Annotated in this window: 7 protein-coding genes; 4 read left to right on the forward strand and 3 right to left on the reverse strand. The window is 53.2% G+C overall.

The features are described from left to right. On the forward strand, positions 1–454 hold a 454-nt coding region (locus tag ACEW8J_RS06725), incomplete at its 5' end, for a helix-turn-helix transcriptional regulator (protein WP_373490871.1). Positions 455–660: 206 nt separating this feature from the next. Next, positions 661–1,056, forward strand: a complete 396-nt coding sequence (locus ACEW8J_RS06730) for a hypothetical protein (protein WP_373490872.1) — start codon at positions 661–663, stop codon at positions 1,054–1,056. Between the two features lie 815 nt (positions 1,057–1,871). Here the strand turns inward: ACEW8J_RS06730 and ACEW8J_RS06735 are convergent. Both ACEW8J_RS06735 and ACEW8J_RS06740 read right to left on the reverse strand, forming a co-directional pair. Then, a complete protein-coding gene (locus ACEW8J_RS06735; RefSeq protein ID WP_373490873.1) occupies positions 1,872–5,000 on the reverse strand; it encodes an autotransporter domain-containing protein in 3,129 nt (1,042 codons plus the stop codon). A 301-nt stretch (positions 5,001–5,301) separates the two neighbouring features. Next, entirely contained in the window at positions 5,302–9,675 is a 4,374-nt protein-coding gene (locus ACEW8J_RS06740) for a chemotaxis protein CheB (protein WP_373490874.1), read from the reverse strand. A 169-nt stretch (positions 9,676–9,844) separates the two neighbouring features. On the opposite strand from ACEW8J_RS06740, the gene ACEW8J_RS06745 reads away from it, so the two are divergent. Both ACEW8J_RS06745 and ACEW8J_RS06750 read left to right on the forward strand, forming a co-directional pair. Then, positions 9,845–10,216, forward strand: coding sequence for a response regulator (locus tag ACEW8J_RS06745; protein WP_373490875.1), 372 nt, complete (start codon positions 9,845–9,847; stop codon positions 10,214–10,216). 229 nt (positions 10,217–10,445) lie between these two features. Then, positions 10,446–11,114: a glycine zipper 2TM domain-containing protein gene (locus ACEW8J_RS06750; protein ID WP_373490876.1), complete on the forward strand. Its 669-nt coding sequence runs from the start codon at positions 10,446–10,448 to the stop codon at positions 11,112–11,114. A gap of 688 nt (positions 11,115–11,802) precedes the next feature. On the opposite strand, the gene ACEW8J_RS06755 is transcribed toward ACEW8J_RS06750, so the two are convergent. After that, the gene (locus ACEW8J_RS06755) at positions 11,803–12,045 is read right to left on the reverse strand and encodes a hypothetical protein (RefSeq protein WP_373490877.1); all 243 of its coding nucleotides are present in this window, start codon (positions 12,043–12,045) and stop codon (positions 11,803–11,805) included. Positions 12,046–12,111: the final 66 nt, after the last annotated feature.

Raw genomic sequence — 12,111 nt, forward strand, 5'->3', positions numbered from 1 at the left:
ATGGCTTGATGGGCAGCTTTCCCTCACAAATGACAGATTGGTTTTCGATAACAAGCGACTCAAGTTAGCATTTCTTGAAGCGATCGCGGTCGCTCTCTCCGGAGAGTCGGCATCATTTCGTATTGACGCAACCATATTTCGGTTCTCTCCCATAGCACAACAGCTTGAGTGGCTTCCGCATCAGGAAGAAACGATAATGTTTACAGTCAAGCAACAAAAGGCGTCGAATTCCGTACCCATATTTGCCATTGCTTATGAGTTTACAGAACAAGAGACGCGGCTGCTTTTGTCGCTTACGGTAGGATGCAGTTTGAGAGATTGCGCAAGTTATTTGAACGTATCCTATGAGACCATCCGATGGCATGTAAAGAATATGTGCGCTAAATCGGGCTACGGCCGTGCCAACCTGATGATCGAAGCGGCCCGCTCGGGAGATCTTTCCGGACTTGCCTGACTAGGCTTTTATTTGAACGCGCGTTGATTTCTAACCCACCCAGTTGGGGGGTGTAACCTCTGGATCACCTTTCTATCACTAATAGCGGTTTCGAGCTGGAGGCAAAAGGATCTGCTTGTCGAGCCAATGTTTGACTGCATCCGTGCACTCCCATTGCGAAGCCAATTTGTGAAAATGATTAGTGATCAACCAAAAGGAAATGTTCGATGAATCAGACCGTATTGAAAATGGTACTAATTGCCAGTGTAGCAGGGATGTCCAGTGACATAGCAATTGCCCAGAGCAACGATAGTGGTTGCTGGAGTGGCAAAACGTCGAATGGTTCCAATTGTGTTGTCTCCAGTGCATCACGGAAGGGCGAGAGGTTCATCGTCACCTACACCAACCAATGTAGCGAACGTGTCTATGTCCGTGCGTGTTCTGCACGAATCGGGCAAAGTCCTGACTGCGGGTCAAGAGGGATTGCGGCAAGGGGCCAGTGGAACTGGTCAAGCTTCCAAGCCACCGGCCGGTACCGTTACGGTGTTATCGGTTCTTCAGTCGCCAGCCAAGATTGGGTCTGTTCCGGCAAGGTATCGAACTGGAATGCGCCGATGTTCTGATCGAGTTTCGCACTAAAATCATGGGGTCACCTATCAGAGCTTGTATGTTATCGCATAGGCCGCCAACCCACTACCCGCTCATTTAAGAATGGTCTCTCGGAAGCGCTGCTCCCAATTAAATCACGTAAATACAGTAGGTTACCGAGACGATGCTGACAGTATGTTTCCTTCATGGTGCATCACCATTTTTATCTATTTAAACCAACTACTTAGCTGTAGCGGCATGGCTGGATCTTGTCGCGCAATGTCCGAGGGTTGCACGCCGTTGGTGCAATGGTTCGGGTGCCAGAGACGCTCTGGAAGCGGCGGATATGCTGAGTTCTCATGGATTATCTCTATGGCCCAAATATTGGAGTCCAGATGCAGATGGATGGATTTGGCGTATAGATCATTTTGAGGGGTAATTTCCCCTGAGCATCTAGTTCATGCGAACCCGAACATGATCCGCTGGCTGGGCCAGTCGAGCGGGATATTGTTCTTCCGCATGATCTGACGGTCAGTAAGTTCCGATGGCTGTGTTCCGCTGATGATGGCGGCTATGATATCGGGAGGCGAACAAGCTGGTTCAAATGGCGCGTGGAATAATCGGAGACCATTGGCTGCGAAATATTGTGGATGGGATGATCCCTTGCTGCAAACGCATGGGAGATCAGCCGGAGCAGGATAGGGTCAGCCTCACACGTTGCCGAACCCTGATCTTGTGCCTGGCGTCATGGTCATTGAGAAGCAGATCTATAACGACGGTTTCATCCAAAAGAAAAGGGGACGCAAAAGGCATATGCCTTCGACGTCCCCTATCCTGCTAGCATTCAAGTCTAGAATTTAACGCGAATACCGGCGCGGCCTCCGGCGCCTTCAATTCCGAGATTACCCGCGTCCTTGTTGAACGAGCGGATGTAATTGCCTTCGATGAACCCGCTGACTGCTTCTGATTGTGCAATGGTCAGGCCCAGGGTCGCTTCGCCATAATCGCGCAGACGGTCATTGGCAAAACTCAAGGTCTGGCCACCGCTGGTGAAGGTCACATTGTCCTGGCCCTTGAATTCATGGACATAATTAGCGCCTGCATAGACGGCCATTTTTGAGGCGCCGACATCAAACTGCCCACCGATCCGCGCACCGGCGCGTCCGCGCAGGCCATCGTCGTCATCGAAGCTGACCGTGGTGCCTGCCGGTGTCAGATCATCCAGGTCATTCTTGACATAGGAAATGCTGGCTGCCGGTTCGACGAAGAAACTGTCACTGCCGAAACGGAATCCGGCTTCGCCGCGGGCGCCGTACACGCCGCCGTTGAAGTCCTGCTGGAAGCCCAGATTGCCGGCCTGCGCATCGGCCCAGTAATAGTCATATTTGCCGAGCGCGTTGACGAAGAAATTGCCAGCCGAGTAGCTTGCATAGGCACCGCCATTGACCACATCGAAGCGCATCCTGTCGGTCGAGCCTGCGAAATTCAGCGACGAGTTGATATAGCCCGCCGTGATACCGGCAGCGAATCCTCCGCGCTCACCGCTTCCGCCGGCAATGTCCAGACCCAGCTGACCGCCGAAATAATCCTGCTCATAGCCGATGTCGACATTGCGCGATTGGCCAAAGGCATTGAAGTCGCGTTGACTTTCCCGCTGTTCAACCGATCCATGCATTTGCATCCACAGACGACCAGATGGGGTCGAGTCACCCTGAGCCCAAAGCGTATCGCGGCGCGCGCGCAGCTGTGCGGAAATGACATCGGCCGATTTCAGCCAGATGCTGCGAACGCCTTCGGCGTAATTCAGGGTTCGGAATGCGGCATCGCTCGGCGCGCCGGTCAGCGCATAGGTGCCGTTCGCTGGATCATATTGGACCTCGTAGCGCACAAAGCCTGCGTCGAGCGATCCACCGGCAAGATCAAAGGCGTCAGCCTCAGAACCGGTTGCTGCACGAACCAATATGGTGCCGGGATTGAACAGGGGCGCACTGTCACCAAGCCGGTTCAGTTCCACGGTCGTCGTACCGCTGGCTAGCCCGCCGATGATCAGTTCGTCGGACAGGTTGGTGGTTCCGTCAAGCAGAACATCCAGACCCAGCGTACCATTGGCACCTGCATAAGTGCCTGGCAGGGTTAGCGTGTCACCGGCACCACCATCACGCAGATCGATCGTTCCGCTGTTGGTCAGAGATTCAAGACCAGTGAAGGTTGGCGAGGCCATGACCGCCGCACCACTGCCGACCCGGATCAGGCCGCTATTGTTGAACACATCAGCACCGGTACCGAAATCAGGATTGACGCCGACCAGGAACGTTCCGGAATTGTTGATCCGGTCTGCCCCGGATGTCAGCACGATGTCCGAGCTGAGCGTTCCGCTATTGTTGATCGTGATCGGGCCACCAGTGGCAAGCACAGCAAGACCGCCGGCATTGTTGCCGATCATTCCGGCATTGTTGAGCGTGCTGACGCCCGCCGAGTTCATGACGATGGAGTCGCCCTGGCTGACGGCAAAGGATCCGCCATTGCCGATGTTTACAGTTGCGTTCCCGCCGCTGTTTACCACGAGTCCATCGGAATTTGCACCGGTAGCAAGCACCGCACCATCAACCGTTGCCGTGACATTGCCGCCGGTGGTCGTGGCGAGGAGTGCGCTGGATGTATCGCCTGAAGTGGAAACGCTTCCGACCGTCACAAACAGATCATCGGTGACACTGGCGTCAATACCGGCAGCATTGTCACCCGTTGTGGAAACCGAACCCACCAACAGGGTAGCCGATGGCGTGTCTGCTGTTCCGAACAATCCGCCCGTACCTGGCGCAACGCTCAAGCCGGTCGAACCATTGCCTGTCGTGCTGATCATATCAACATCCACGGTCGCGGTCGTGCCGGCAGCGACGGCGATACCGATAGCATCATCACCATTTGTCGAAACATTTCCGCCGGAAATGTCTGCAATGGCCGTCGGTCTGACAAACAAGCTGCCGGACGGCACGAGAATGCCTGTGGCGCCGTTGCCGCTGGTGGTCACGGAATCGAAAGCGATATTTGCCTCTGCACCGCCAATGGCGACGATACCGCGTGCATTGTCGCCGGTTGTGTTCACCGTTCCGGCGTCAACCGTCGCGGTAGAGAAGCGGGATTCCACATTGATGCCGTCTGCCGCCGTTCCTTCGGTGGAGACATTATCGGCAGCTACATTGATCGAGCCAGTGGAGCCAATGGCGAAATTGCCGCGTGCAAGAATGCCAGCAGCATTGTCACCCGAAGTCGTCACATCGCCGCCGTTTACGGAAACGACACTGTTCGATCCGCCAGTCGCGGAAACACCAGTGCCGGTCGATGTCACGCTGTCGAAATTGATCGTGATGTCGCCTGCCGTATTGGCAACGATCCCGCCCGAATTTGCTCCGGTGGTTGTTACGGTACCCACATCAATGAAAACATCGCCGCTGTTGCCGGATGCGCTTATGCCGGTCGCCCGATCGCCGCTGGTCGTTACATCATTGGCATTGACCGTGACCGTGCCGGATGCCGAGCTTGCGTTGATGCCTGACAATATGCCGGAAACCTGATCGAGATTCAGGGTGAGATCGCCGGCGTTGGTCGCCGCAAGCACAGCAAAGCCAAATTGACCAGCAGTGATTGATGTATTGGTTGCGCCGTTCACGGTGAGCTCTTCGTCACCACCGAGCAGCAAAAGGCCACTGTTGAATCCGGCGGATGTATCGACCACGACGCCATCCTCCAGAATGATCGTCAGCTCGTCGGCTGTAAGATAGGTAATCCCGTTTGCATAGGGATTGTCATCGGGCGAGCAGGTCACCGTGTCGCTGTCTGGAATGCCACATTCATTTTGGGCGGAAGCAGAGGGAGCGAGTGCCAGGCTGGCAAGGACGATGGCACCGGCAACGGTGGTGCGTCCGAAAGATATACGCGCGAAACTGGCCCCGGAATTGAGGGCGGTACTGGATTTCAACAAATTACTGTTCCTTTAGAAGAGGAGGCTCGGACTCGAGCGTCGATCTAGATACGGATACCAACAGGAATAGTTTCACGATCCCACATGTTTTTCTTTTGAAAAGTAATTTTTTGGCGCGTCCTCACGCGGCTTTCCGTAGGGCTACCGCAGGCGATGGCGATAAACTCGCGTCTCGGCATCATCTTCGAAGAGTCATGTGCTGGAGATGCGCGATGTGTAGCATGCCAAAGTCACGCTTCACTTTCCGTCAGAAACGCACTTAGAATTTGTCGGTAATAAAAGTCCCGAGTAGCTTCCGAAACTAGTCAGCTGATAGCGGCCCAGCGGCAGCTAGTGCTAGGCGTGCAAGTGCGGGAATTGATTTGGCTCCGGTTTTTTTCATTATGGACGCTCGGTGGTTTTCGACGGTCCGCTGGCTGATGTTTAGGTCGGCAGCAATGTTTTTGCTGGGATGACCGGCCAGTACCATATCCATCACCTGATGCTGACGCGGGGTCAGCCCGTCGATATGCATTGCAGCATCAGTTTGCCAATCGAGGAGCTTAGACTCGTCACGGGATAGTTCAAGCGCGCGTTCGATACTGACTCTTAACTCCGCATAACCCACCGGCTTTTCCAGGAAATCGATGGCGCCAACTTTCATAGCCTCCACCGCCATCGGGACTGCGCTGCTGCCAGTGATCATTATCGTCGGCAGGTGGTATCCCGCGATCTTAAGCCGTTGCAACAAATCGATACCACCGATTCCGGGCAAATATGCGTCGAGCAACAGACATGCTTCGCCAACCGGACGATAAGAGGCCAGAAAAGATTCGCAGTCGCCGTAGTCCTTGACGTTACGACCATCTGCTTCAAGCAATTCGCGCAAGGTAGCGCGAATATCGCTATCATCGTCGATAATATAGATGGTTGCACCATCTTGACTGTCGCTTGGCTTGGGTGTGAGCAACTGCCGTATCACTTGTTCCAGCACATCCAGCTGCACCGGCTTGTTCAATTGCACGAAATTCTTTGCCGCGACTTTGCGCAATGTCGTCGTCGATATATCGCCGGTCAGAATGGCTACAGGAACGACCCGTCCCAACATCTTTTGGGTCTCGGTTGCGAGTTCAATGCCATTCATGCCGCCCGGTAAGTTGTAATCGATCAGCATTGCGTCAGGCTGGAACGTTTTTGCAGCAATCATCGAAATTGCCGTCTTGGCATCGGGTGCAGTGGCCGTTTTGTAGCCTTCTCCGGTCAAAAGTTGATCGAGCAGATCGAGCAGATCAGGATCATCATCAACAATGAGAATATTTCCTGCCAAAGGCGTGGACGTTGACGCAATGGTTGGCTGGACAATTTTTCGCTTGCGTTTATTCGCTTTCACCAACGTTGAGGGTGCAGTCATTTTGGGTATCGCAACCTCGATTGAAAAAACCGAGCCCTTGCCGGGCAGCGACCGGACGCTAACGCGGTGACCAAGCAACATGCCTAGACGTTGGACAATCGAGAGTCCGAGGCCAAGGCCCAGGCTGCGTTCGCGCGCGGCATTGTCGATCTGGTGATATTCATCGAATATCGCGTTAAGTTCGGATTTCGCGATACCAATGCCGGTGTCCCAGACTTCGACACTCAAGACTTCGCCGTGTTGTCGGCAGCCGATGAGTATCTTGCCTTGCTTGGTATATTTGAGCGCATTCGAAATTAGATTGCGAAGCATCTGTTCGATCATGATCGGATCGCTGTGGAGAATTCGTGTGGAGCGAACGGCTCTCAATTCAAGCTTTTGAGCCTTTGCTTGATCGACGAAATCGCGGCGGACGCTCTCTATCAAATCGCCGATCACGAAATCCACTGGTTCAGCTTGGACCACACCAGCCTCAATCTGGTTAATGTCGAGCATGGTGTTGAGCATCCCGGACATCGTTACCAATGTCTGGTCCAGCCGCTTGATCAGAGAATGCGCGCGTTTTCCTTCGACGGCCTTCCCCAGCAGCCCGGTCAGCAGCGCGAGAGACTGTAGTGGCTGGCGCAAATCATGGCTTGCGGCTGCCAAGAAGCGTGATTTTGCGCGGTTTGCCTGCTCGGATTCGAACTTTGCCACCTCCAGAGCCTTGCGTGCGAATTTTTTCTCCGTGATGTCCGTGAAGGTAATGACGACCCCCTCAATGACATTCGCGTCGGTGCGATAGGGCAGTATGTGGCGCATGAACCAGATACCGCCCGGCACCTCGACCTCGCGTTCGCCCGCCTTACTGTCGCTCGCCGCGCTGTCGCGGAGCACACCGCGCGCATCATCGGCAAGTGTCGGATCTGACGACAGCGCGTGAAGGTCCGACAAGGGTCGTCCGACATCACCGGGAATGAGGTTGAACAACGCTTTGGTTGCAGGGGTAAAAAACCGAATTTTGAGTTCCGCATCAAGAAACAATGTGGCGACGTCGGTGCTGTAGAGCACATTCTGCAAATCATTTGAAGTAGTGCGCTGGCGTTCGAGCGTTTCTTGGAGTTCGCCGTTGAGTGAGGTCAGTTCCTCGTTCAGTGATTGTAATTCCTCCTTGGAGGTTAACAGTTCTTCGTTCGCCGACTGATATTCCTCGTTGACGGACAGCGCTTCTTCATTGACCGAGCGATGTTCCTCGCCCGAGGTGTCAAGGTCGTGGATCGCAGCAGCAAGATCGGCGCGTGCAGCGTCGAGTTCCTGTTCGAGATCGGTAACCTGCAGCGCGTCGGCCGGTTGCTTCCCTTGGCTGGCCATCTTCGATGAAGCTGCTGCATCGACAAAACCAATCAACAGTAATTCTTCACCATCATGCTGGACCAAACGGATGTCGATCGAGAATGGTAGCGCCCGCCCATCATGCTTGGTGCGACCGCCTGCGGCAATGACATGCGGTATTTTGCGGGTGGCCTTGTCGATCGCAGCGCGCAATTTAGTACGCAATCCCGGCGACGCCATCGCAAGCAGATCATGCGTGGGATAGCCAGGAGCTACCCGTAGATAGCGATCCGTTGGACCCATAGAATACAAGCACTCATACTTGCGGTTGATCAGGACGGCCGCAGGAGCATAGCTTTCAAGCACTAGGCGTCGGCACAATTCGGCAAGAGCGGGTTGTCGATAGGAGTTTTGGCGTTGGGATGCTGAACTTAGCATGGGAAGGCGATTGCCATCGCTAGCCGAAAACAACAAAGCACCTGGCCGGCTTTTGCCGATGCGGCGGTAGATCCGGGCCGACTTGACCACTGTTTCGAACTGGCCAGCGGCCTGACCAATAGTTTCCGAACTGCCAAGCAGCAAGGTGCCGCCTTGCCGCAATGCGAAATGGAAGAGCGCGATGACTTTGGTCTGCGCGTCGGGACCAAGGTAGATGAGAAGATTACGGCATGACACCATGTCTAAATTCGAAAATGGCGGATCTGTAAGCAAGTCCTGAACGTTGAAAACGATATTTGCACGCAGTTCGGGCACCACCGTATAGCCATGCTCCTGCTCGACAAAGAACCGCGCCAGCCGCTCGGGCGAGACATCTGCAGCGATGGTGCCAGGATAACGACCTGCACGTGCGGTAGCTACAGCATCGGGATCGACGTCCGAAGCAAAGACAGAGAGCCTGATTGTGCGCTCCGCCGCTTCCATTGCTTCTACGAAAATCATCGCGAGCGAATAGGTTTCCTCGCCTGTGCTGCATCCAGTAATCCAGATTCGCAGCGGCCGGTCCTCGGTATGAAGACGAACGATTTCTGGCACGATCGTTTTAGCCAGCAACGCGAATACGTCGGGGTCGCGGAAAAAGCTGGTGACGTTGATGAGCAGATCGGTTGCAAGCAGGTTCAATTCGGCTGCATCTTTTTCCAGAACTGACAGATAACGGGCCATGTCGGTGACCGGGATAGATGCCAGCGCCATCCGCCGCTCGATCCGGCGTTGCAAAGTGCCCATTTTATACAGTGTGAAATCATGCGGGGTGTGTCTGCGCATAAGATCGATGATCTTTGGGAGAACATTGATCATTGCTTCGGGCGATTTTGGTGCCACCGCCACCTCAACGCCCCGGACATATTCTGCAAGTGCCGCTGGTATCTTTGCCACTGCAAGTACCCGATCAACCGCTCCGCTGGCAATGGCGCTTTGCGGCATACCGTCATATTCGCTCTCAGCAGGATCTTGGACGATAACGAAACCACCGCTGTTTTTTATCGCTTCGATGCCGGAGCTGCCGTCGTTACCCGTGCCCGATAATATGATTGCAATGGCACGCTCGCCGAATTCTTTTGCCATCGATTCAAACAAAAAATCGACAGGCATCCGCGCGCCATGAGGCGCGGTCGGTGCCGAGAGATGGAGCCTATCGCCATTTGCCGAGAGATAGCTTCCAGACGGGATAACATAAATGTGGTTGCTTGAAATGGTTGAGTTCTCAGTAGCCTGCAACACTGGCATAGCCGTATGTTTGGCAAGCAATTCTGCCATTAGGCTTTTGTGCGTTGGGTCGAGATGCTGAATGAGAATATATGCCATGCCAGCATCGTCAGGAAGCGCCGAGACTAGTTTGGTAAGCGCGTCCAAGCCGCCAGCCGATGCACCAATGCCGACGATTGGTAGAGTCGCGGGTACGGCGTCCGCCTCAGACGTCAACAACGACTGCTTGCTCAACGATGTCTCTAAAACAGAGGAAGATTTTTCCGCCATATTGCGTCACTTCCACAAAATGCATGCAGAGTATCAACATGCCCGAGCAGTCTAACATGCTCTTCGTTTATTGTCGCACAGCAAATATTTGAGTAGTTTCCGACCCTATCTTGAAAACCTGAAGCGCGCATCTATCAGACCCGAGCTGGCAAAAAAATGAATGAGAAATATGTTACACAAAATGCTCAAAGTGCTGATTGTGGAAGACGAAATTTTCGTGGGCCTGCTGCTTGAAGAAACTCTACAGAGCCTCGGCTATCAGGTATGCGCCATTGCCAGCACAGAAGCCGACGCTGTTCTCCAAGCAGAAAAATATCAGCCTGACTTTATGATTGTAGATGCTGGTTTAAGCGTTGGCAGCGGCATTTCAGCTATCGAAGAGATTCAGAAGAAGCGAAACATCCCCCATATATTCGTCACCGGTGACCCGCGGAAGGTCCGGTCGCGACTACCTGACGCCATTATTTTGGAAAAACCTTTTTTCATTCCGCAACTGATTGAGGCAATTGCGCGAACATTGGCAATATCAAACGCGCCCTAGAGGAGAATGCCGCGCAGAACAGAACCCAGCTGCCACTGCCATCTCCTTAAACGATCGGGCTGAGTAGTTTCCGATCCTTATATCCAAAACTGAAGAGGTCTATTCCTCATATTCTGATCCAATCGCAGTCGTTCCAATCGTAAGTAGTATCGGGCGAATTAACGCGAAAGATATATGAGAGAGGCGCGCGGGCTATGAAGAATCAACGTTACTCATTCAAGGAACTGAAATGAAAACATATATTCTCGCTCTCGCGCTGACTTCATCTCTCGCGCTGACAGCATGTGCAACCCCAAACAACTATTCAAGTCGGGATACGGCGCAAAGCAGTTATGACCGCGGCTATTCCAGCAACTATAATAGCAATGACACCCGTCGGGAATATAATGATGACCTGCGGGAGGCACGAAACGAATATAACCGAGACCTGCGCGGGGCTGGCAATAGCAGGGATCGCCGTGACGCAAAGCGCCGATATGATCAAAATATACGCCATGCACGCCAAGAATATAGCGACGCAACCAGCAACAGGCGCAGCTATCGTTCTTACCGCAATGGGACAAACAATGGCTACAACACCAACTACCGCGATTATGACTACAACCGCTACGAACCTGGCCAGAATGGTTATTATGCGGATCGTTACTACAGGGCGGACAATAGCCGTGCCGAACGACAGTTGAGCCGCAATGATCGTGTCTACCGCGGAAATGACGGGCGTTATTATTGTCGTCGGGATGATGGTACGACTGGTCTTATCGTTGGCGCGATCGCCGGCGGTATTTTGGGCAACCAGATTGATAATGGTCGCTCAAGCATATTGGGAACCCTGCTTGGAGCCGGGGCCGGTGCACTTATTGGCCGCGAAATCGATAAAGGCAACGTTCGCTGTAAATGAGTTAAAATATATCAACCAATTCTGACGATCAACATAGCAGCTTGCATGATTTGGGCAGCTAGATCGATCAGACCGGCGTGTTTCTTGCCTTCGCCCCCCGCGATATCCCCGCAAGGACACGCCGGAAAATTTACCGGCATAGCAACTCAATAGCTTGCCGGTGATCATACGGGGCCGTCGGACTATGTCACTTTTCTTTAAATTCACAGACATGACCCGCCGGCCCCATTTGGGTCGCAGGCAATTCATTTATCAAAATGAAGGTGGCCGCCAGATACCGGTAAACTTGGAATGTTTGACGTCTGCTATTTTGCTACAATTAGCAGCTTAGGCGAGTGGAAACTTGATCTTGATTGGAGGTTAAATCTCAAATTTGGAGAGATGTTTTCAGCATGGGGTCGCCGACGTTTCGCAAGTTACTACGCACAGATCAGGATCGAAAACTACGCATAGCAAGGAGCGACCGCTGTCGGAACAATCGCAATTGCTGGTGAAAGGCTACTATTGGGGATATTATGTTGTAAAACTCGGGCTCGGCGGTGCAGGCGCCAATTTTCAGCAACAATATTTCAGCAGCGCCAGGCCGCGTGAATCATTAATGCATGCAGCGGCGTATCTGGGTTCCAAATGTTGCCGTCGAAAATGGGTCGCGGAGTTTTTCAACACAATAGGGCGCGAAGCGGACGCCTTATTCGGTAGTGATCGCAAGGATTGCTTCGCCGATCCATATTCCTCGATCGAGTGATCCGTAGGTATGGCGCAGGTCACTTTTCGCATAATTGTTGAGCCAAAGCTCTTTCAATAGGAAACCCGCCTTCACAATGTCATCGATAAACTGCTCGCAGCTAAAAAGAACAATGCGGCCGTCTGGTGCAATAATGGTCTTATCGATAGGGTTTAGACCACTCTCTGTCATACCAATTTCAATCAATATCTTTGTATAGCAAACGTTGTTTTCCGCTCGGGAGCATCTCGTCGCGATCTTCTTGCGTTAGTC

It is taken from the genome of Parasphingorhabdus sp. (assembly GCF_041748495.1).
In the GTDB taxonomy this organism is placed as follows: Bacteria; Pseudomonadota; Alphaproteobacteria; order Sphingomonadales; family Sphingomonadaceae; genus Parasphingorhabdus.

Coding starts and splice junctions, on each gene's coding strand:
- ACEW8J_RS06730 (WP_373490872.1), top strand. CDS start 661: ATGAATCAGACCGTATTGAAAATGGTACTAATTGCCAGTGTAGCAGGG.
- ACEW8J_RS06740 (WP_373490874.1), bottom strand. CDS start 9,675: ATGGCGGAAAAATCTTCCTCTGTTTTAGAGACATCGTTGAGCAAGCAG.
- ACEW8J_RS06745 (WP_373490875.1), top strand. CDS start 9,845: ATGTTACACAAAATGCTCAAAGTGCTGATTGTGGAAGACGAAATTTTC.
- ACEW8J_RS06750 (WP_373490876.1), top strand. CDS start 10,446: ATGAAAACATATATTCTCGCTCTCGCGCTGACTTCATCTCTCGCGCTG.